General features: G+C 72.6%; 21 protein-coding genes and 1 pseudogene. 13 read left to right on the forward strand and 9 right to left on the reverse strand.

Annotated features, from left to right (window positions below; genetic code table 11):
• Positions 1-276: 276 nt before the first annotated feature.
• Positions 277-1,119, forward strand: a complete 843-nt coding sequence (locus ACLJQF_RS48330; RefSeq protein ID WP_410617389.1) for a TIGR03619 family F420-dependent LLM class oxidoreductase — start codon at positions 277-279, stop codon at positions 1,117-1,119.
• Here ACLJQF_RS48330 and ACLJQF_RS48335 read toward each other — a convergent pair.
• Entirely contained in the window at positions 1,112-2,053 is a 942-nt protein-coding gene (locus ACLJQF_RS48335; RefSeq protein ID WP_410617391.1) for a LysR family transcriptional regulator, read from the reverse strand. The two genes, ACLJQF_RS48330 and ACLJQF_RS48335, sit on opposite strands and share 8 nt — an antisense overlap.
• An 82-nt stretch (positions 2,054-2,135) precedes the next feature.
• Here ACLJQF_RS48335 and ACLJQF_RS48340 point away from each other — a divergent pair, with 82 nt between their 5' ends.
• From ACLJQF_RS48340 to ACLJQF_RS48350, 3 genes are read left to right on the forward strand one after another with little or no spacing between them, the layout of a single operon-like run.
• Entirely contained in the window at positions 2,136-2,846 is a 711-nt protein-coding gene (locus ACLJQF_RS48340; protein ID WP_410617392.1) for a succinate dehydrogenase cytochrome b subunit, read from the forward strand.
• Positions 2,846-4,768, forward strand: a complete 1,923-nt coding sequence (locus tag ACLJQF_RS48345; protein ID WP_410617393.1) for a fumarate reductase/succinate dehydrogenase flavoprotein subunit — start codon at positions 2,846-2,848, stop codon at positions 4,766-4,768. Before ACLJQF_RS48340 ends, ACLJQF_RS48345 begins: the two co-directional genes overlap by 1 nt.
• Complete coding sequence (locus ACLJQF_RS48350) at positions 4,765-5,511, forward strand: succinate dehydrogenase/fumarate reductase iron-sulfur subunit (protein ID WP_410617395.1); 747 nt, start codon at positions 4,765-4,767, stop codon at positions 5,509-5,511. The genes ACLJQF_RS48345 and ACLJQF_RS48350 overlap by 4 nt, the downstream gene beginning before the upstream one ends.
• Before the next feature lie 3 nt (positions 5,512-5,514).
• Here ACLJQF_RS48350 and ACLJQF_RS48355 read toward each other — a convergent pair whose 3' ends face one another.
• Positions 5,515-6,222 carry an ArsR/SmtB family transcription factor gene (locus tag ACLJQF_RS48355; protein ID WP_410617397.1) on the reverse strand — a complete coding sequence of 236 codons (708 nt, stop codon included), beginning with the start codon at positions 6,220-6,222 and terminating at the stop codon, positions 5,515-5,517.
• A gap of 110 nt (positions 6,223-6,332) precedes the next feature.
• Here ACLJQF_RS48355 and ACLJQF_RS48360 point away from each other — a divergent pair, with 110 nt between their 5' ends.
• Positions 6,333-7,535: an MFS transporter gene (locus tag ACLJQF_RS48360; protein ID WP_410617399.1), complete on the forward strand. Its 1,203-nt coding sequence runs from the start codon at positions 6,333-6,335 to the stop codon at positions 7,533-7,535.
• Positions 7,536-7,790: 255 nt separating this feature from the next.
• On the opposite strand, the gene ACLJQF_RS48365 is transcribed toward ACLJQF_RS48360, so the two are convergent.
• Both ACLJQF_RS48365 and ACLJQF_RS48370 read right to left on the reverse strand, forming a co-directional pair.
• A complete protein-coding gene (locus ACLJQF_RS48365) occupies positions 7,791-8,159 on the reverse strand; it encodes a hypothetical protein (protein WP_410617400.1) in 369 nt (122 codons plus the stop codon).
• Positions 8,156-8,692 carry a MarR family winged helix-turn-helix transcriptional regulator gene (locus ACLJQF_RS48370; RefSeq protein WP_410617402.1) on the reverse strand — a complete coding sequence of 179 codons (537 nt, stop codon included), beginning with the start codon at positions 8,690-8,692 and terminating at the stop codon, positions 8,156-8,158. The genes ACLJQF_RS48365 and ACLJQF_RS48370 overlap by 4 nt, the downstream gene beginning before the upstream one ends.
• Before the next feature lie 189 nt (positions 8,693-8,881).
• Between ACLJQF_RS48370 and ACLJQF_RS48375 the strand changes: the two genes are divergently transcribed.
• Both ACLJQF_RS48375 and ACLJQF_RS48380 read left to right on the forward strand, forming a co-directional pair.
• Positions 8,882-10,900, forward strand: coding sequence for a phosphocholine-specific phospholipase C (locus ACLJQF_RS48375; protein WP_410617403.1), 2,019 nt, complete (start codon positions 8,882-8,884; stop codon positions 10,898-10,900).
• A gap of 143 nt (positions 10,901-11,043) precedes the next feature.
• Positions 11,044-11,340, forward strand: coding sequence for a DUF1540 domain-containing protein (locus ACLJQF_RS48380; protein ID WP_410617405.1), 297 nt, complete (start codon positions 11,044-11,046; stop codon positions 11,338-11,340).
• A 63-nt stretch (positions 11,341-11,403) separates the two neighbouring features.
• Here ACLJQF_RS48380 and ACLJQF_RS48385 read toward each other — a convergent pair whose 3' ends face one another.
• Positions 11,404-11,673, reverse strand: coding sequence for a methyltransferase (locus ACLJQF_RS48385; RefSeq protein WP_410617420.1), 270 nt, complete (start codon positions 11,671-11,673; stop codon positions 11,404-11,406).
• Between the two features lie 15 nt (positions 11,674-11,688).
• Positions 11,689-12,159: a hypothetical protein gene (locus tag ACLJQF_RS48390; protein WP_410617407.1), complete on the reverse strand. Its 471-nt coding sequence runs from the start codon at positions 12,157-12,159 to the stop codon at positions 11,689-11,691.
• 72 nt (positions 12,160-12,231) lie between these two features.
• On the opposite strand from ACLJQF_RS48390, the gene ACLJQF_RS48395 reads away from it, so the two are divergent.
• Genes ACLJQF_RS48395 through ACLJQF_RS48420 form a run of 6 tightly spaced genes read left to right on the forward strand, consistent with a single transcriptional unit; the run spans position 12,232 to position 17,515 of the window.
• Complete coding sequence (locus ACLJQF_RS48395) at positions 12,232-12,843, forward strand: helix-turn-helix domain-containing protein (protein WP_410617408.1); 612 nt, start codon at positions 12,232-12,234, stop codon at positions 12,841-12,843.
• 52 nt (positions 12,844-12,895) lie between these two features.
• A complete protein-coding gene (locus tag ACLJQF_RS48400; RefSeq protein WP_410617409.1) occupies positions 12,896-14,062 on the forward strand; it encodes an NAD(P)/FAD-dependent oxidoreductase in 1,167 nt (388 codons plus the stop codon).
• A complete protein-coding gene (locus ACLJQF_RS48405; RefSeq protein WP_410617411.1) occupies positions 14,059-14,325 on the forward strand; it encodes a (2Fe-2S)-binding protein in 267 nt (88 codons plus the stop codon). Before ACLJQF_RS48400 ends, ACLJQF_RS48405 begins: the two co-directional genes overlap by 4 nt.
• On the forward strand, positions 14,322-15,605 hold the full coding sequence (locus ACLJQF_RS48410) for an NAD(P)/FAD-dependent oxidoreductase (protein WP_410617413.1): 1,284 nt from the start codon (positions 14,322-14,324) through the stop codon (positions 15,603-15,605). Before ACLJQF_RS48405 ends, ACLJQF_RS48410 begins: the two co-directional genes overlap by 4 nt.
• Positions 15,602-16,513: a dihydrodipicolinate synthase family protein gene (locus tag ACLJQF_RS48415; protein ID WP_410617415.1), complete on the forward strand. Its 912-nt coding sequence runs from the start codon at positions 15,602-15,604 to the stop codon at positions 16,511-16,513. The genes ACLJQF_RS48410 and ACLJQF_RS48415 overlap by 4 nt, the downstream gene beginning before the upstream one ends.
• Positions 16,514-17,515 carry a proline racemase family protein gene (locus ACLJQF_RS48420; protein ID WP_410617416.1) on the forward strand — a complete coding sequence of 334 codons (1,002 nt, stop codon included), beginning with the start codon at positions 16,514-16,516 and terminating at the stop codon, positions 17,513-17,515. It begins immediately after the preceding gene.
• Here ACLJQF_RS48420 and ACLJQF_RS48425 read toward each other — a convergent pair.
• From ACLJQF_RS48425 to ACLJQF_RS48435, 3 genes and pseudogenes are all read right to left on the reverse strand, one after another.
• Complete coding sequence (locus ACLJQF_RS48425) at positions 17,512-17,865, reverse strand: VOC family protein (protein ID WP_410617418.1); 354 nt, start codon at positions 17,863-17,865, stop codon at positions 17,512-17,514. The genes ACLJQF_RS48420 and ACLJQF_RS48425 overlap by 4 nt on opposite strands.
• A gap of 166 nt (positions 17,866-18,031) precedes the next feature.
• Complete coding sequence (locus ACLJQF_RS48430) at positions 18,032-18,190, reverse strand: hypothetical protein (protein ID WP_410617419.1); 159 nt, start codon at positions 18,188-18,190, stop codon at positions 18,032-18,034.
• Positions 18,190-18,515 (reverse strand): annotated as a pseudogene (locus tag ACLJQF_RS48435) (Crp/Fnr family transcriptional regulator); the annotation flags it as partial. The gene ACLJQF_RS48430 and the pseudogene ACLJQF_RS48435, both read right to left, overlap by 1 nt.

Consider the following 18,515-nt stretch of genomic DNA (forward strand, 5'->3'; position numbering starts at 1 on the left):
GACACGCGCGACGTCACCAACTCGCTGGCCGAATTACCACTCACGACCGCCAGCCACGGCACACGGTGACCTTGTTTCCCCAGGTCACGCACACAAGTGTCCCTGTAGTACTAGCGCCCGGACCAAAGGTCTTCCTGCCGCCGGGGCCGGTCGACGGCGCCTGACCGGCACGCCCGCCGTCACGCGAGTTCCGGCTTGGATCACGCCGGTTACGGCCGGGATCCGCTCGGCTTGGGTGTTGCCTTGACGTCGGCGTCAACGTCTAGCTTCTCGGGGGTGAAGTTCGGAATCAGTTACAGCACGCCCTTTTTCGGAACAGACCCGGAGACGATCGCGGGGTTCGCCCGGGACGCGGAGGAGTGCGGGTTCGAGTCGTTGTACCTGCCGGAACACATCGCGCTGTACCCGGGCGCGAAGATCGGGCCGATGGCGCTGCCGCCGTCGCTGCCGTACGCGGATCCGCTGGAGTGCCTCAGCTTCGTCGCCGCCGTCACGAGCCGCATCCTGCTGGGAACCGGCGTCCTGCTGCTGCCCTACCACCACCCGGTGGTGCTGGCCAAGCGGCTGGCGACGGTCGACGTGCTGTCCGGCGGTCGCATGCGGCTGCTCACGGTCGGGGTCGGCGCGCTGCCCGGCGAGGCCCGGGCGGCGGGCGTCGACTTCGCCACCCGCGGCCGGCGGGCGGACGAGGCCATCGACGTCCTGCGGCTGCTGTGGGCAGGTGGCGAAGAGGGAGTCTCCTTCGCGGGCGAGTTCTTTTCCTTCGAGGGGGTCTGCAGCTTCCCGAAACCGGTGGGAGTCCGCGAGCTGCCGATCCACGTCGGCGGATCGAGCGCGGCCGCGGCCCGCCGGGCGGGGCGGCGCGGTGACGGGTTCTTCCCCGGCGGCATGCTCACGGCGGACGAGCGCCGCCGCCAGTTCGAGCTCGCCGGGGCCACCGCGAGCGATCCGGAAAGCCTGCAGTACACGCGCTGGGGGACGTTCGACATGTCCACAGAGGACGTCGAGGAGCTGGCCCGGCAAGGGGTGACCCGCATCGTCGTGACGCCCGGCACGGTGGAACCCGGCCGCCGGCGGGACGAGATGGCGGCCTTCGCCGGGCGGTTCGGCCTCAGCTGACGTCGTCCACCAGGGACTCGATGCCCGCCGGCAGGCTCGCCCGGCGGGCCGGGTCGGCGACGAACCCGGCGATCGCCGACCTCAGCGCGCGCACCGCCCGGGTCGGTTCCAGGTCCGCGCGGTGGGCCAGCTGCACCACGCGGGTCATGCCCGCGCCGGGGGTGAACCGGGTCATCAGGAACCGGTCGCCGGCCACCGTGCTCGGGACCACCGCGGCGCCCACACCGGCGCGCACCAGTTCCAGCACCGCGTCCATCTCGCCGCCTTCGATGGCGAACGACGGTTCGAAGCCGGCGGCGCGGCAGGCGTTGACGGTGGCTTCCCGGACGTCGTAGCCGCGGCGGAACATCACCAGCGGGACGTCGGCGAGGTCGTGGATGCCGAGGCGGGTGCCCGTGTGGGCGACCGGGGCGTCCGGGGCGGTGATCACCACCAGTTCCTCGAGCAGCAACGGCGTCGCCGTCAGGCCGGCGTCGGCTGTCGTCCGGGCGCCCGCCAGCAACGCCAGGTCCAGCGCGCCTTCGGCCAGCCGCTGCCGCAGGTCGCCCGACCCGCTTTCGTGCAGCTCCAGCTGGATGCCGGGGTACCGGCGGCGGAACGCCGCGAGCATCGCGGGCAGCAGGCCGGTGCACAGGCTCGGCGGCGCGCCCAGCCGGACGCGGCCGCGGTCGAGCTCGGCCAGTTCCCGGATGGCCAGCCGGGCGGTTTCGGTGTCGGCGAGGATCCGCCGGGCGATCGGCAGCAGGGTCTCGCCGGCCTCGGTGAGGGAGACGTTGCCGCGGATCCGGTGGAACAGCGGGGCGCCCAGGTCGTGTTCGAGCGCACGGATCTGCTGGGACAGCGACGGCTGGGCCACGCGCATCTGCTCGGCGGCGCGGGTGAAGTGCCGGTGCTCGGCGACGGCGACGAAGTAGGCGAGCTGGTGGAACTGCATGAACCCACGATAGCTGTTGCCTATGGAGGACAGAGCCATGATGTCTTTGACCTCTGACTGATGCGCTCCTAACGTCGAGTGGGTGGTGACTGACCTGGCCCCCGCGACAAGGCGACCCTCGGCCGTCCGGCGCTTCTGGGCATCGACGATCGGCAAGAAAGCCGTCATGGCGGTGAGCGGCCTGCTGCTGCTCGCCTTCGTGTTCGCGCACATGGTCGGCAACCTCAAGACGTTCCTGGGCGCCGACGAGCTCAACCACTACGCCGGCTGGCTGCGCACGATCGGCGAACCGGTGCTGCGCCGCGAATGGTTCCTCTGGCTCCAGCGCGCGGTCCTGCTCGCCGCGCTGGTCCTGCACGTCACCGCGGCGGTGCAGCTGGCCCGGCGCGACCGCCGCGCCCGGCCGGTCCGGTACGTCCACCGGCAGCCGGCGCGGGCCACCTTCGCGGTGCGGACGATGCGCTGGGGCGGCGCGACGCTCGCGGTGTTCGTCGTCTGGCACCTGCTCGACTTCACCGTCGGCACGGTGAACAGGGACTTCGTCCCCGGCGACCCGTACCACAACCTCGTCGCGGACTTCCAGGTCTGGTGGGTCAACCTGATCTACCTCCTCGCCTTGGCGATGCTGGGGCTGCACATCCACCACGGCTTCGCGAGTGCGGCACGCACGCTGGGCGTCACCCGCCCGCGGCGGGAGCGGGCGATCCGGATCTTCGGCAGCACGACGGCGGTCGTGGTCGCGGGCGGCTACGCCCTCGTCCCGGTCGCGATCATGACGGGACTGGTGCACTGATGTCCGGCTACCGCGTCGGCGACCCGATCGCCGACACCAAGGCCCCCGCCGTTCCCCTCGAAAACCGCTGGGACGAGCGGAAGTTCGCCGCGAAGCTGGTGAACCCGGCGAACCGGCGACGGCACCGGGTGATCGTCGTGGGCACCGGGCTGGCCGGCGGTTCGGCCGGCGCGACGCTGGCCGAGCAGGGCTACCACGTCGTCCAGTTCTGCTTCCAGGACTCGCCGCGACGCGCACACTCCGTCGCCGCCCAGGGTGGCATCAACGCGGCGAAGAACTACCGCAACGACGGCGATTCGGTGTATCGGCTCTTCCACGACACGGTGAAGGCCGGCGACTTCCGGTCCCGCGAGTCCAATGTGTACCGGCTGGCCCAGGTGTCGGCGCAGATCATCGACCAGGCCGTGGCCCAGGGCGTCCCGTTCGCCCGCGAGTACGGCGGCCTGCTGGACACCCGGTCCTTCGGCGGCGTGCAGGTGCAGCGCACGTTCTACGCGCGTGGCCAGACGGGCCAGCAGCTGCTGATCGGCGCGTACCAGGCCTTGTCCCGGCAGATCGACGCCGGGAACGTCGAGCTGCACGCGCGCACCGAGATGCTCGACCTGGTCGTCGTCGATGGCCGGGCCCGCGGCATCGTCGCGCGCGACCTGGTCACCGGCGAGATCACCACGCACCTCGCGGACGCCGTCGTGCTCGCGACCGGCGGGTACGGCAACGTCTTTTACCTGTCGACCAACGCGAAGGGCTCCAACGCCACCGCGATCTGGCGGGCGCACAAGCGCGGCGCCTACTTCGCCAACCCGTGCTTCACCCAGATCCACCCCACGTGCATCCCGCGGTCGGGCGAGCACCAGTCGAAGCTGACGCTGATGAGCGAGTCGCTGCGCAACGACGGCCGCATCTGGGTGCCGAAGCGCAAGGGCGACCCGCGGCCGCCGAGCGAGATCCCCGAGGACGAACGCGACTACTACCTCGAACGCCGGTACCCGAGCTTCGGCAACCTCGTGCCGCGCGACATCGCGTCGCGGGCGGCGAAGAACGTGTGCGACGCCGGGTTCGGCGTCGGCCCCGGCGGCCTCGGCGTATACCTCGACTTCGCCGACGCGATCGCGCGGCTCGGCCGGCCGGCGATCGAAGCCCGCTACGGCAACCTCTTCGACATGTACCAGCGCATCACCGCGGAAGACCCGTACGCGGTGCCGATGCGGATCTACCCGGCCATCCACTACACGATGGGCGGGCTCTGGGTGGACTACGACCTGCAGAGCACGATCCCCGGGCTGTTCGTGATCGGCGAGGCGAACTTCTCCGACCACGGCGCCAACCGGCTCGGCGCGTCGGCGCTCATGCAGGGCCTCGCCGACGGCTACTTCGTGCTGCCCGCGACGGTGAACGACTACCTCGGCGGCACGCGGCTCGACGACGTCCCCGCGTCCGCGATCCTCGACGTGGAGGCCGGGGTGCGCGACCGGATCTCCCGCCTCCTGGCGATCCGGGGCACGCGGTCGGTCGACTCGTTCCACCGCGAGCTCGGCCTGCTGATGTGGGACCACTGCGGGATGTCCCGCACCCGCGAAGGCCTGCGCAAGGCCCTCGAGCGGGTGCCTGAACTGCGGGCGGAGTTCTGGCGCGACGTCCGGATCCCGGGCGGCGGCGCGGAGTTCAACCAGGAGCTGGAGAAGGCGAACCGCGTCGCGGACTTCCTGGAGCTCGCCGAGCTCATGCTCGTCGACGCGCTCGCCCGCGAGGAATCGTGCGGCGGGCACTTCCGCGAGGAGCACCAGACGTCGTCGGGGGAGGCGTTGCGGGACGACGAGAACTTCGCGTACGTCGCCGCGTGGGAGTACGGCGCCGAGCCGGTGCTGCACCGCGAGGAACTGGTCTTCGAGCACGTCCACCCGACCCAGCGGAGCTACACATGAAACTCACCGTCCGCGTCTGGCGGCAGGCCGGACCGGCCGCCGAAGGCCGGCTGGTCGCCTACCCGGTCGACGGCGTCAGCCCGGACATGTCGTTCCTCGAACTGCTGGACGTGCTGAACCAGCGGCTGATCGAAGCCGGCGACGAGCCGGTGGCGTTCGACCACGACTGCCGCGAGGGCATCTGCGGCTCGTGCGGCGTGGTGATCAACGGCCGGGCGCACGGTCCCGAGCGCACCACCTCGTGCCAGCGGCACCTGCGCTCCTTCGCCGACGGCGACGTCATCGACGTGGAACCATGGCGCGCCAAGGGCTTCCCGATCATCAAGGACCTGGTCGTCGACCGCTCGGCGCTCGACCGGATCGTCCAGGCCGGCGGGTACGTCAGCGCCCCGACGGGCAGCGCACCGGACGCACACGCGACCCCGGTCCCCAAACCGGACGCGGACCTGGCCTTCGACAACGCGACGTGCATCGGCTGCGGTGCCTGCGTGGCGGCGTGCCCGAACGGGTCGGCCACGTTGTTCACGGCGGCGAAGGTGACCCACCTGAGCCTGCTGCCGCAGGGCGGCCCGGAGCGTGCGAGCCGGGTGCTCGACATGGTGGACGCGATGGACGCGGAGGGCTTCGGCGGCTGCACGAACACGGGGGAGTGCGTGGCGTCGTGCCCGAAGGGGATCCCGTTCGCGAGCATCGCGACGCTCAACCGCGAGTACCTCGCGGCGACCCGCTCCGGCCGCCGCTGAGGGTCAGAACCCCGGCAGCAGGGCACCGAACCGGCGGCGGCCGCGTGGGGTGATCCGCAGCTCGCGGTCTTCCGTGCCGCGGCGGACCAGGCCGTCGGCCAGGAACGCCGTCAGGACCTCGTGGCCGAGGACGCCGCCGAGGTGGGGGACGCGGTGCGTCCGGTCCAGGCAGGCGGTGGCCGGCCGCCGCCGGCCGGGATCGACCTCCGCCGGGGTGACGCCCAGGTCCCGGAACGCCGACAGGTCGTCGCCGAGAGCCACATCGGGGGCGGAACCGTCCGGCGGCCGCAACGCCCCACGGGAGACGAGCAGGGCGAACACCGCGATGCCGAGGCGTCCGGCCGCGTGGTCGTAACACGTGTGCGCGAGGTCCGCGGCCGACTCGGCGCGGTCCGGCGGGGTGATGCCGTCCCTGCCCGCGTAGCGCGCGAGCGCGGTGAGCACGCCCAGGAGGTCCTCGCGGCCGACGCGGTACACGGCGTGCCGTCCGGTGTGCTCGACCGTCACCAGCCCGGCGGCCCGCAGCCGGGCCAGGTGGTTGCCCAGCCGGGGCGCGGTCACCCCGAGCGCGTCGGCCAGTTGCACCATCGTGTGCGGGCCTTCCGCCGCCAGCACCTGGAGGGCCGTGAGCCGCACCGGATCGGCCAGTTCACGGGTCAGGTCGACGATCGCGCCCTGGACGGCGTTGCCCGCATCGACCAGTCCGCCCATAACTCTCCCTTCGACGCGCGCGAGCCTAGCACGTTTCATGAGTACGTGAATGATGATTGCGGGTGGCCCGAACGGGGCATACCCTTCACGTTCTCGTGAAGGGTGGTTGCATGACCGGACTGCGGAGTCTCCTCTGGGGTCGCGGGGTTTCCGCGCTCGGCGACGGCCTCTGGTTCACGATCTGGGCGCTGTACCTCACCCGGATCGCCGGGCTCCCGCCGGTCACGGTGGGCGCCGGACTGGCCGTCGCGAGCGCCGTGGGCATGGCCGCCGCCGTGCCGCTGGGCGCCTTCGCGGACCGGGTGGGTGCGCGGCCGGTGCTGGTCGTGCTCACGCTGGTGCGGGCCGCGGCGATGGCCGGCTACCTCGCGGTCGGCGGCACCTGGTCGTTCCTGGCCGTGACCGTGCCCTTCACCGCCTTGGCCACCGGCGGGACCGCGGTGCGGACGGCGCTCATCACGGCACTGGTCACCGAACCCGCCGAGCGGGTGCGCGTGCTGGCGCAGCAGCGGGTGGCCCAGCACGTCGGGTACGCCGCCGGTGCCGGGCTCGGCGCCCTGGTGCTGACCGCCGACGCCCGGTGGGCCTACACGCTGGCCATCGCCGGCAACGCCGTCAGCTTCCTGGTCCTCGCCGGCGCGACCCTCCTGGTTCCCGCGCCGCACCCGGCGAACCGGACTCCGGAAAAGGCGACCCGGGTGGTGCTGAAGGACCGGCCGTACCTGTGCCTCACCGCGGCCACGGCCGTGCTTTCGCTGTGCTGGGCCATGTTGTCGGCCGGATTGCCGCTGTGGCTGTCCGGCCGGACCCACCTGCCGCTCGGGCTGGGCGGTGTCGTGGTCGTGCTCAGCTCGGTGGGGATCGCGGTGTTCCAGGTGCCGTTCGCGCGGTTCGCGCGCACGGCGGGTCAGGCCGCGAGAACGGCGGTGGTGTCCGGGGTGGTGCTCGCGGCCAGCTGTGTGCTGCTCGCGACGACGTCCGGCGGCTCGGGAGCGGCCGCCGTCGCGGTGGTGGGGCTGGCCGCGGTGCTGCACGTCGTCGGGGAACTGGGGTACGTGGCCGCCAACTGGGGCCTCTCGGTGCGGCTGATGCGCGAAGACGCCAAGGGCGCCTACCAAGGCGCGACCGAAGCGGCCACGGCCACCGTGCAGATGGTGGGGCCCGGCGTGTTCACCCTCGCCGTCGGCGGTCTCGGCGGCCCCGGCTGGCTGGTGATCGCGGCGGTGTTCCTCGCGGCCGTCGCACCGGTGCCGGCGTTGACCCGCTGGGCGGTCCGGACGCGCCGGCCTGCCGAACCCGCGGCGGCCGGCTGAGCGACGCACGTCACGCTCGCGGTCCGGAACACCAGCGAGGGCAAGACGTTGTACAGAGTGTCGGTACGGCGGTGCCCCCGGGCCTCACCCCTTGCCTTCACGGAATACCAGTTCGGCTGGAGCCGTGTTGAGCCTTCCGCCGCGAGGCGGCCCTCCGTACCGGCCTCGAACTCCCGTCTCCGCTCGCAGGTCGACCCCCCTCGGACCTCCGCTGAGCGGAGGCGGGCCTCACGTTCGCAGCCGGACCGGCCGGCGTCACCGCTGCACGGCCGCCATCAGCGGGTGCCAGCGCGTCGCGTCGAAGATCAGGGTGATGGCCTCGATCTTCCCGTCGCGCAGCCGGAAGTGCTCGGCGGTGTGCTGGACACCGACCGGGGTGGCGGTGTGCACGTCGTAGACGAGCGTGGCCTCCGTGTCGCCGTAGAGCTCGCTGATCATCTCCACGCCGGTGACGATCCCGACGAACCCCGCCAGCCCGTCGAGGTGGCCGCGGGCGTCGGCGGAGGCGATCAGCGGACTGCGGAAGGTGAACGTGCCGGCCAGCTGCGCGGCCGCCGCCGTCACGTCGCCGCCGAAGCGGGCACGGTGGTAGGCCTGGACGGTTTCTCTGGTCTGTGCGGTCATCGGTCCTCCAGGTAGCGGGCGAGGTGGTGCTGGTTCTCGGCCAGCCGCAGGCACAGGTGCCGCAGCTGGGTCGTCTCGGCGGCGGTGAACCCCCGGAACAGCGCGGCCATGGCCAGCTGCGACGGCCGGCGGAACTCGTCCAGCCAGGACCGGCCCTCCGCGGTGATCCGGACCTGCACCGCCCGCCGGTCGCCCGGGTCGGGGACGCGCTCGGCGAGCCCGGCGCGTTCCAGGGTGTCGACCAGGCCGGTCACGTTCCGGGAGCTCACGCCGGCGGAGGCAGCGAGGTCCTTGATGTTCGCCCCGCCGGTGGCGAGCCGGATCAGGATGTCGAGGGCGCCGGGGCTGAGGCCGCGGCTGTCGGTGCCCCGCGACCGCAGCCCCTCGAGGCTGCGCGCGGCGGTGCGGACGGCGGCCGCGGCTTCGAGCGCGCCGGTGTCTTCACCGAGGGTGAAGCCGGCCAGCGCGCTGCGGACCTCGGGGGAGTAGAGCCGGTCGTCCGCGTCCCGGGCGAAGTTGGATACGTCATTCATAGTGAAGCACTACATTAGTACGTACTTCCGTATTTCTGTCAACATCTCTGTCAGCATCTCTGTCCCGGGCCTGTCCGCTCGCAGGCGTTAACCAGGGTTTCGCCCGGCGTTAGCCTCGGTCCCGGGACAGGTTCGCTCTTCGCCGCCCATACTGACCCGGCTCGCCACCACGACACCCCCGGAGTCCCCATGACGGACGTCAACCGACGACGGTTTCTGCAGCTGGCCGGCGGTACCGCCGCCCTTTCCGCGCTGTCCACCAGCATCGCCCGCGCGGCGGAAATCCCCGCGTTCCACCGCACCGGGACGCTGCGGGACGTCGAGCACGTCGTGGTGCTGATGCAGGAAAACCGGTCGTTCGACCACTACTTCGGCACGCTGCGCGGGGTCCGTGGCTTCGGCGACCCGCGGCCGGTGACGCTGGCCAACGGGAAGTCCGTCTGGGCGCAGTCGGACGGCAAGCGCGACATCCTGCCGTTCCGTCCCGAAGCGGACAACCTGGGCCTGCAGTTCATCCAGGACCTCCCGCACGGCTGGAACGACACGCACGCGGCGTGGAACGCGGGCCGCTACGACAAGTGGGTGCCCGCGAAGGGCTCGACCACGATGGCGTACCTGACCCGCGAGGACATCCCGTTCCACTACGCCCTCGCCGACTCGTTCACCATCTGCGACGCCTACCACTGCTCGTTCATGGGCTCGACCGACCCGAACCGCTACTACATGTGGACCGGCTACACGGGCAACGACGGCAAGGGCGGCGGACCGGTCCTCGGCAACGACGAAAAGGGTTATTCCTGGACGACCTACCCCGAGCGCCTCGAAAAGGCGGGCGTGTCGTGGAAGATCTACCAGGACGTCGGCGACGGCCTCGACGCCGCCGGCGGCTGGGGCTGGATCGAAGACGCCTACCGCGGCAACTACGGCGACAACTCGCTGCTGTACTTCGACTCCTACCGCAACGCCAAGCCCGGCGACGCCCTGTACGAAAAGGCCCGCACGGGCACGAACGCCAAGGCGGGCGAGGGCTACTTCGACCGGCTGCGCGCGGACGTCAAGGCCGGAACGCTGCCGCAGGTCTCGTGGATCACCGCGCCGGAGGCGTTCTGCGAGCACCCGAACTGGCCGGTGAACTACGGCGCCTGGTACATCGCGCAGGTCCTCGACGCGCTCACCGCGAACCCGGAGGTGTGGAGCAAGACCGCGCTGTTCATCACCTACGACGAGAACGACGGCTTCTTCGACCACGTCGTCCCGCCGTACGCGACGGCCGGACAGTCCACTGTGGATACGACGGGGGAGATCTTCGCCGGTTCGGCGGCGAACCCGGCCGGCCCGTACGGGCTCGGCCAGCGCGTGCCGATGTTGGTGGTGTCGCCGTGGAGCAAGGGCGGCTACGTGTGCTCGGAGACGTTCGACCACACGTCGATCATCCGGTTCGTCGAACGGCGGTTCGGCGTGCACGAGCCGAACATCTCGCCCTGGCGCCGGTCGGTGTGCGGTGACCTGACCTCGGCGTTCGACTTCGCCCGGACCGACGCGCGGGTGCCCGCCCTGCCGGACACCGCGGGCTACGAGCCACCGGACCGCGTGCGGCACCCGGACTACGTGCCCGCCGTCCCGGCCCACGCCGTGCTGCCGAAGCAGGAGCCCGGGCTGCGGCCGGCGCGGGCGCTGCCGTACGACCTGGCCGCCGACGCCAAGGTGGGGGCGGCGCTGAACCTGACGTTCGGCAACCAGGGCCGGGCGGGCGCGACCTTCTCCGTCACCTCGCCCGGGGGCGACCCGCGGACCTACACCACGGGCGCCGGCTGCTCCCTGTCCGCCGTGCTGCCCGTCTCCGGGGGTTACGACTACACCGCGCACGGGCCGAACGGCTTCGTCCGGACGTTCCGCGGCGGCGCACTGGCCGGGCCCGAGGTGAGTGCCCGCCCGGAGGGACGCAGCGGCAACCTGGCGCTGGTCCTGACCAACAGCGGCCCGGTCCCGGTGCGGCTCACGCTGACCGACGCCTACGGCCGGCGCTCTACGTCGCGGCTCCTGCGGCCGGGCGCGCGGGTGGTCGAGGTGGTGGACACGCGGCGCAGCGGCAACTGGTACGACGTCTCGGTCGTTTCGGACCGCGATCCGCGCTTCCTGCGCCGGCTGGCGGGGCACGTCGAGACCGGGCGGCCGAGCACGAGCGACCCGAACACGCTCACGAACTGAGGTCCTGAGCTCGATCGGGGGCCTTTGTCACCCGGCCGGGCGGGTCGGCTCACCCGGCCGTGGCCGCGTCCGTTGCGGGGCCTGGTTCCGGGTGGGAGCGTCGGGGAACCGACTGTTTTCCCACCACGGAACCAGGAGAGCGGATGACCACCACCGAAATGCCGGCTGTGCACGAGTGCACGGTCAGCGGCTGTTCCTACAACCACGACGGCTGCCACGCCTTCGCCATCACCGTCGGCGGCGGCAACGGTTCGGCGGACTGCGGAACGTTCGTCCCGCTCAACACGAAGGGCGGCTTGGACCGGGTAGTGGCCCAGGTCGGCGCGTGTTCCCGGACGGACTGCAGCCACAACTCGTCGTTGGAGTGCACGGCGGACAGCATCCGCGTCGGCCCCGGCTCCGGCGGCCACGCGGCGAACTGCCTGACGTACACGAGGTAGCGGCCCGACCCTCTGCCGCGGCTGGTCGTGAGTGGTAAGTCGGGTTAGAACCCTAATTACCACTCACGACGGGAGGCGTGGGCGTGCCGAGGCCGCGCCGAACTCCAGGGCTGTGCGGCCGTCGGACAGCACGTACGCGTCCGCTCCCGGCGGCAGCGGGTCGAAGAAGCTGCCGGGCACCGCTCCCGCCCGGTCGGCGAGCCCCGCCGCCGCGAACCGCTCCGCCGCCGCGGCCGCCGAGGGTGCCAGGTCCAGCACCTCGCCGCGCACCGCCGGGTGCGTGCGCAGGATCTCCGCGAGCACGAGGCCGTCCCCGCCGCCGACGTCGACGATGCGAGGGAAGCGGCTTCAGTCGAAGCGCTCGGCGATCTGCGGTGCCTGCACCCGGAACCGCCAGTTCATCTGGGCGTCGAACGAGCGCCGCAGCCGCGGTTCCGCGTCGATGTCGGTCCAGAAGTCGCGGCCGTACCGGTGGTCGTAGGCGGGGGCGCCGGTGGTGATCGTGCCCAGGAGGTCGGCGAAGGCGAGTTCGGCGCGGCCGCCGGCGGAGCGGATGTCGAGCAGCCGGTGGGTGTCGTCGTCACGCAGCTGCGCGCCCAGCTCCGTGGGCCGGTAGCGGCCGGACTCCGCGTCGAACGCGAAGACGCCGGCCGTGACGAGGTGGTCGAGCAGGCACGCCAGCGCCGACGGCGCAGTGCCCGTCGCCGAAGCCAACTCGGCGGCCGTCCCTTCCGGGTGTTTCGCGAGACCGAGCGTCGCCGCTACCCGGATGGCCATGGGCGTGGCCACATCGGCCAGCGCGAGGATCGACTGCGTCACCGGTCAAAACTAGCGGAGGCGTGGCATCATGACGCCTGGCCCGATCGGCAAACCGAACGAAGGGCGCCGCTGATGGACGCTTTACCGAACGACGGCGACCCGTCGATCCGCGACATGCTGGCGGTCAACCTCCGCGCCGCGCGGGCGGCACGCGGCCTGTCGCTGTCCGAGCTGTCCCGGCGGTCGGGCATCGGCAAGGCGACGCTGTCCCAGCTCGAGGGCGGCACCGGCAACCCGACCATCGAGACCGTGTTCAGCCTGTCCCGGGTTCTGGAAGTGGCGATCTCCGACCTGCTCGACCACCGGCCGCGCGGGGGACTGACCGTCGTGCGGGCCGCCGAGGTCGAGGTACTCCGCGGCGAGGGCGTGGACCTGCGGCCGCTGCGCCGGATCGAAGCCGACAACAGCGTTTTCGAGGTCTACGACCAGGTTGTCCGCGGGGACGCGCCGCAGCGCTCGCAGGGGCACGTCGGGGTCGAGCACACCGTCGTGCAGGCCGGCCGGCTGCGGGTCGAGGTCGCCGGCCGGACCGTCGACCTCGGGCCCGGCGACTACGTCGCGTTCGACGCCCGCGAGCCGCACACCTACACCGCGCCGGACGGGCCCGTGCAGTCGGTCCTCCTGCTGCAGTACCGCACCGGCGAACGGCTCGACGGCCGTCCGCATCCCGTCCTGGCTGATTGACACCCGTCCCGCTGGCATCCTATCGTTCGCTATACCGAACGCTGGAGGGTCGATGAACCGAACGCGGGTGGTGGTGATCGGCGCCGGGATCGTCGGCGCGGCGTGCGCGCGGGAACTCGCCATGGCCGGTTTCGACGTCCTGGTCCTCGAGCGCGGCCGGCCCGCGGGCGGCACCACGTCGCACGGCGAAGGCAATCTCCTGGTTTCCGACAAGGGACCGGGCGCCGAACTCGCGCTCGCGCAACTGTCGGCCCGGTTGTGGCCGCAGGTGCTGGCCGAAATCGCCGACGCCGACCCGCGCGCGGCGGCCGCGACGGAGTTCGACCCGAAGGGCGGGATCGTCGTGGCCACCACCGAGGCCGGGGCCGCCGCGCTCCTCGCGTTCGCCGAGGCCCAGGCCGCGGCCGGGGTCCGCATCGAGCGGCTCGACGCGGCGGACGTCGCGGCCGCCGAGCCCGCGCTGACCCGGGAGCTGACCGCCGCCGTCCGCTACCCCGAGGACGCCCAGGTGCAGCCGGCCGCCGCCGCGCTCGCCCTGCTGGGTTCGGCGCTGCGCCACGGCGCCCGGCTGCGCACCGGGGCCGAGGTCACCGGCGCCCGGACGTGGGGCGGCCGGATCACCGGGGTGCACGTGGCAGGCGAACTGATCGAGGCGGACGTCGTGGTGAACGCGGCGGGGCCGTGGGCGGGGGAACTGTCGGCCCGGCTGGAAGCACCGATCGCGGTCCGCCCCCGGCGCGGCGAAGTCCTGGTGACCACGCCGATGCCCGGCGTGGTGCGGCACAAGGTCTACGACGCGGACTACGTCGGCGCGGTCGGCACGGGCAGCGGCGAACTGCAGACGTCGGCGGTGGTCGAGTCGACCTGGGGCGGCACGGTCCTGATCGGCTCGTCCCGGCGCCGGGTCGGTTTCGACGACACGATCCGGCCGGACGTGCTGGGCGCGATCGCGGCCAAGGCGGTCCGGCTCTTCCCCGCCCTGGCCGACGCCGCGGTGATGCGCGCGTACGGCGGGTTCCGGCCGTACGTCGACGACCACCTTCCGGTGCTGGGCGAGGACTTCCGGCTCGGAAACCTGTGGCACGCCACCGGACACGAAGGGGCGGGGATCGGCTTGAGCGTCGGAACGGCCCGGCTGCTGCGCGAACTGCTGACCGGGGCACCACCGTCGATGCCGGTGGAGGAGTTCCGGGTGGCCCGGCCGGCGGTGCCGGCGTGAGCGCGCGGCCGATCGCGATCACCGTCGACGGCGAACCCGTGGCCGGGCTCGCCGGGCAGACCGTCGCCGGGGTCCTCCTCGCCGCCGGCCGGCTGTCCTGGCGCACCACGCGGTCCGGCGCGCCGCGGGGTGTCTTCTGCGGGATCGGCGCCTGCTTCGACTGCGTGCTCACCGTCAACGGCGTCCCCGACGTCCGTGCCTGCCGCCGCCGCGCCGCCGACGGCGACGAGATCCGGACCCAGTCGCGGGAGGAGGGCGCGTGACGCACGTCGTCATCGTCGGTGCCGGGCCGGCCGGGCTCGCGGCGGCCGAACACGCGCTCGCCGCCGGGGCCGACGTCACCGTCCTGGACCAGGCGGACGCGCCGGGCGGGCAGTACCACCGGGGCGCCTCGCACCGGTTCGCCGCGCTCCTGGACCGGTGCAGGTGGTGGCCGGAAAGCACGGTGTGGGCCCTGGAAGGCAAGCGGGTCCACGTCCTGCGCGGCCCGGTCGACGGGACGAACCGGCGGCGCTGCACCCTCGAACCCGATGCGCTGGTCCTGGCCACCGGCGCGCACGACCGCGTGCTGCCGTTCCCCGGCTGGCAGATGCCCGGCGTCTTCACCGCGGGCGCCGCGCAGGCACTGGCCAAGGGGGAGCGGGTCGCCGCCGGGCGGCGGGTGCTCGTCGCCGGGGCCGGGCCGTTCCTGCTGCCGGTCGCGGCGTCTCTGGTGGCCGTCGGCGCCGAGCTCCTCGCCGTCCTGGAGGCGAACCCGGCCCGCACTGTCCTCAGTGGATGGTCCTGGCGCGCGGCCGGGCACGTCGGCAAGATGAACGAACTGGTTCGTTACGCCGGCACGCTGGCCCGGCACCGCGTGCCGTACCGGATGGGCCGGGCGGTGATCGAAGCCCGCGGCGAAGACCGGGTCCGCGAAGCCGTCACCGCGCGCGTCCGCGCGGACTGGTCGGTCGTCCCCGGCACCGAACGCACCTACGAGGTCGACGCCCTCTGCGTCGGACACGGCTTCGTGCCGCAACCCGAGCTGGCCGTCGCGGCCGGCTGCATCCTCGACGGCGGGTTCGTCCGGGTCGGCGACGACCAGCGCACCAGCGTCACCGGGGTGTTCGCCGCGGGGGAGCTCACCGGCATCGGCGGTTCGGGCGCCGCCGCGGCGGAAGGCGCGGTCGCCGGGTGGGCCGCCGCCGGGAGGACGCCGGGCCGTGCCCTGCTCAGGCGGCGTGATCACGCCCGCGCGTTCGCCCGCCGCCTGGCCGCCGCCCACCCGATCGGCGCGGCGTGGCCGGACTGGCTGCGCGAGGACACCGTCGTCTGCCGCTGCGAGGAAACCACCTGCGGCGACCTGAAGACCGCCGCCGCGAATCCGGTCGCACCCGGCCAGCACGCGCTCAAGCTCGGCACCCGCGCCGGCCTCGGCCCGTGCCAGGGCCGGATGTGCGGCCCCGCCGTCGCCGAACTGTGCGGGGGCGTCGAGCGGCACCACCGTCCGATCGCCCAGCCGATCCGCCTGGGCGAGCTCGCCGATCCGAAGGAGTTTCCATGACCACCCGCGACCTCGGGGGCGTGGTCGTCGCGGCCGCGTTGCCCTACCGGGCCGACGACGCCGCGCCGGCCGGGCTGGCCGTCGACTACGACGCCTACGCCGAACACTGCCGGTGGCTCGTCGAAAACGGCTGCCGCGGGGTCGGCCCGAACGGCTCCCTCGGCGAGTACTCCTCGCTCACCGACGACGAACGCCGCCGGGTCGCCCGCACCGCGATCGAAGCCGTCGGGACCGACGGGATCGTCGTCGTCGGTGTCCACGGCCCCGGTGCGCACCAGGCCCGGTACTGGGCCGAGGCGGCGGCCGAAGACGGCGCGGACGGCGTGCTGTGCCTGCCGCCGACGCTCTACCGCGCCAACCGCGGCGAGGTGCTCGCCCACTTCGAGGCGGTGGCCTCGGCCGGGCTGCCGGTGATGGTCTACAACAACCCGTTCGACACCAAGGTCGACCTCACGCCGGACCTGCTGGCCGAGATCGCGCAGATCGACAACGTCGTGGCCGTCAAGGAGTTCTCCGGCGACGTCCGCCGGGTGCTGGAGATCCGCGAGCGGGCACCGGAGCTGGCCGTGATCGGCGGCGCCGACGACGTCGTCCTGGAAAGCCTGCTGATGGGGGCCACCGGCTGGTTCGCCGGGTTCCCCAACGTGTTCCCGGCCGAGTCGGCGCGCCTGTTCGAACTCGCCACGGCCGGCAAGCTCGAGGAGGCCAGGGCGCTCTACGAACCGCTGGTGGCCGCGTTCCGCTGGGATTCGCGCACCGAGTTCGTCCAGGCGATCAAGCTCGGCATGGACCTGGTGGGCCGTCGCGGCGGGCCGTGCCGTCCGCCGCGGGGCCCGCTGTCGGAGGTCCACCGCGAGCAGGTCCGCGCGGACATGGGCCGCGCGCTCGCGGCGCTGGGGGTGGCGTAGATGCGCTCTTCGCGCGCGATCACGGCGGTCGACTCGCACACCGAGGGCATGCCGACCCGGGTGGTGACCGGTGGCGTCGCCCCGATCCCGGGCGCCACGATGGCCGAGCGCCGCCGCTACTTCATGGCGCACCTGGACCACCTGCGGCAGTTCCTGATGAACGAACCGCGCGGCCACTCCGCGATGAGCGGCGCGATCCTGCAGCCGCCCTGCCGCGAGGACGCGGACTGGGGAGTGGTGTACATCGAGGTGTCGGGCTGCCTGCCGATGTGCGGCCACGGCACGATCGGCGTGGCGACGGTGCTGGTGGAGACGGGCATGGTCGAGGTGACCGAGCCGACGACGGTGGTCCGCCTGGACACCCCGGCCGGGCTGGTGCACGTCGAGGTCACCGTCCACGACGGGCGGGCCACCCGGGTCAAGCTGCGCAACGTCGCTTCGTTCCTCGCCGAGCGCGACGCCGTGGTTTCCGTGCCCGGCCTGGGATCGGTCCGCTACGACCTGGCCTACGGCGGCAACTTCTACGCCATCCTGGAGCTGTCCCAGCTGGACATCGCGTTCGACCGGGCGCAGAAGGACCGGATCCTGGACGCCGGCCTGGCGATCATGGCCGCGATCGACGAGCAGCGGCCGCCGAAGCACCCGGAAGACCCGTTGATCGGCGGCTGCAAGCACGTCCAGTTCCTCGCGCCGGGTTCGGACGCGCGGGCGTCGCGGAACGCGATGGCGATCCACCCGGGCTGGTTCGACCGGTCACCATGCGGCACGGGAACGTCCGCCCGGATGGCGCAGCTGCACGCGCGCGGCGAGCTGCCGCTGCACACGCCGTTCGAGAACTCGTCGTTCATCGGCACGACGTTCACGGGCGAGCTGGTGGCCGAGACCACGGTGGGCGGCGTGCCGGCGGTGGTGCCGGAGTTCTCCGGCCGGGCCTGGATCACCGGCACCGCGACGTACCTGCTCGACCCGGACGACCCGTTCCCGACGGGGTTCGTGCTTTAGGCGGGCTGCCAGAGTTCGACCCGGTGGCCCTCGGGGTCGGTGACCCAGCCGAAACGGCCGACCCCGGCCATCTCCTGGACGTCGTCGGCCACGTCGGCGCCGCGGGCACGGAGCTGGGCGAGCATGGCGTCCAGATCGCGGACCCGGAAGTTGAGCATGGTCTGCTGCGTTTCGGAGCCGAAGTAGTCGGTCGCGGCCTCGAACGGCGCGAAGACGGTCGGGCCGGGTTGCTGCGTCCAGAGGCCGTTTTCGTCGGTGTCGAGGCCGAGGCAGTCGCGGTACCAGGCAGCCAGGGCCGCGGGGTCCGCCGCGCGGATGAAGTACCCGCCGATTCCGAGCACACGTTCCATGCGGCGATCCTGCCAGCCGGGCCGCCGGCGAGGGTGGGTGACACGCGGGCCGCTCGGGGCGTCCACTGACCCGGAAAGTTCGTGAAGGCCACCTTGAGGAACTTGTACTTCCTGAAGGTGGCCTTCACGAACTTCGGGTTCAGGGGTGCCACCGTGGCCATTCCTGTCACGGCGAAGCGGCTTCGGGTGGGCGAGTGCCGCGGGTGCGCGGTGCGACCCGGGCCGCCGCCGTGCCCAGGCCGGTCGGCCCGAACGCCGAGGCGGGCAACGCGGGCGGGCGGCCGGGTGCGTCGGGTTCGCGGGGCGGTGTAACCGGTTCGGGCATCATCCCTCCCGGCCGATTTCGGCGTTTTCGAGGACGGCGAGGGCGTCGGGGACGAGGACGGCGGCGGAGTAGTAGGCGGAGACGAGGTAGGACATGACGGCTTGTTCGTTGATGCCCATGAACCGCACGTTGAGTCCGGGTTGGTATTCGTCGGGGAGTCCGGTTTGGTGCAGCCCGACGACGCCTTGGACTTGTTCGCCGGTGCGCATCAGCATGATGGAGCTGGTGCGGGTGTCGGTGACGGGGATTTTGTTGCAGGGGAGGATGGGGATGCCGCGCCAGGAGGGGACTTGGTGGCCGCCGAGGTCGACGCTGGTGGGGTAGA

The organism is Amycolatopsis sp. lyj-109 (assembly GCF_046548995.1).
Classification (GTDB): domain Bacteria; phylum Actinomycetota; class Actinomycetes; order Mycobacteriales; family Pseudonocardiaceae; genus Amycolatopsis.

Coding starts and splice junctions, on each gene's coding strand:
- ACLJQF_RS48355 (WP_410617397.1), bottom strand. CDS start 6,222: ATGGGCGGACTGGTCGATGCGGGCAACGCCGTCCAGGGCGCGATCGTC.
- ACLJQF_RS48400 (WP_410617409.1), top strand. CDS start 12,896: ATGAACCGAACGCGGGTGGTGGTGATCGGCGCCGGGATCGTCGGCGCG.
- ACLJQF_RS48380 (WP_410617405.1), top strand. CDS start 11,044: ATGACCACCACCGAAATGCCGGCTGTGCACGAGTGCACGGTCAGCGGC.
- ACLJQF_RS48395 (WP_410617408.1), top strand. CDS start 12,232: ATGGACGCTTTACCGAACGACGGCGACCCGTCGATCCGCGACATGCTG.
- ACLJQF_RS48425 (WP_410617418.1), bottom strand. CDS start 17,865: ATGGAACGTGTGCTCGGAATCGGCGGGTACTTCATCCGCGCGGCGGAC.
- ACLJQF_RS48365 (WP_410617400.1), bottom strand. CDS start 8,159: ATGACCGCACAGACCAGAGAAACCGTCCAGGCCTACCACCGTGCCCGC.
- ACLJQF_RS48430 (WP_410617419.1), bottom strand. CDS start 18,190: ATGCCCGAACCGGTTACACCGCCCCGCGAACCCGACGCACCCGGCCGC.
- ACLJQF_RS48415 (WP_410617415.1), top strand. CDS start 15,602: ATGACCACCCGCGACCTCGGGGGCGTGGTCGTCGCGGCCGCGTTGCCC.
- ACLJQF_RS48350 (WP_410617395.1), top strand. CDS start 4,765: ATGAAACTCACCGTCCGCGTCTGGCGGCAGGCCGGACCGGCCGCCGAA.
- ACLJQF_RS48370 (WP_410617402.1), bottom strand. CDS start 8,692: ATGAATGACGTATCCAACTTCGCCCGGGACGCGGACGACCGGCTCTAC.
- ACLJQF_RS48375 (WP_410617403.1), top strand. CDS start 8,882: ATGACGGACGTCAACCGACGACGGTTTCTGCAGCTGGCCGGCGGTACC.
- ACLJQF_RS48420 (WP_410617416.1), top strand. CDS start 16,514: ATGCGCTCTTCGCGCGCGATCACGGCGGTCGACTCGCACACCGAGGGC.
- ACLJQF_RS48345 (WP_410617393.1), top strand. CDS start 2,846: ATGTCCGGCTACCGCGTCGGCGACCCGATCGCCGACACCAAGGCCCCC.
- ACLJQF_RS48360 (WP_410617399.1), top strand. CDS start 6,333: ATGACCGGACTGCGGAGTCTCCTCTGGGGTCGCGGGGTTTCCGCGCTC.
- ACLJQF_RS48335 (WP_410617391.1), bottom strand. CDS start 2,053: ATGCAGTTCCACCAGCTCGCCTACTTCGTCGCCGTCGCCGAGCACCGG.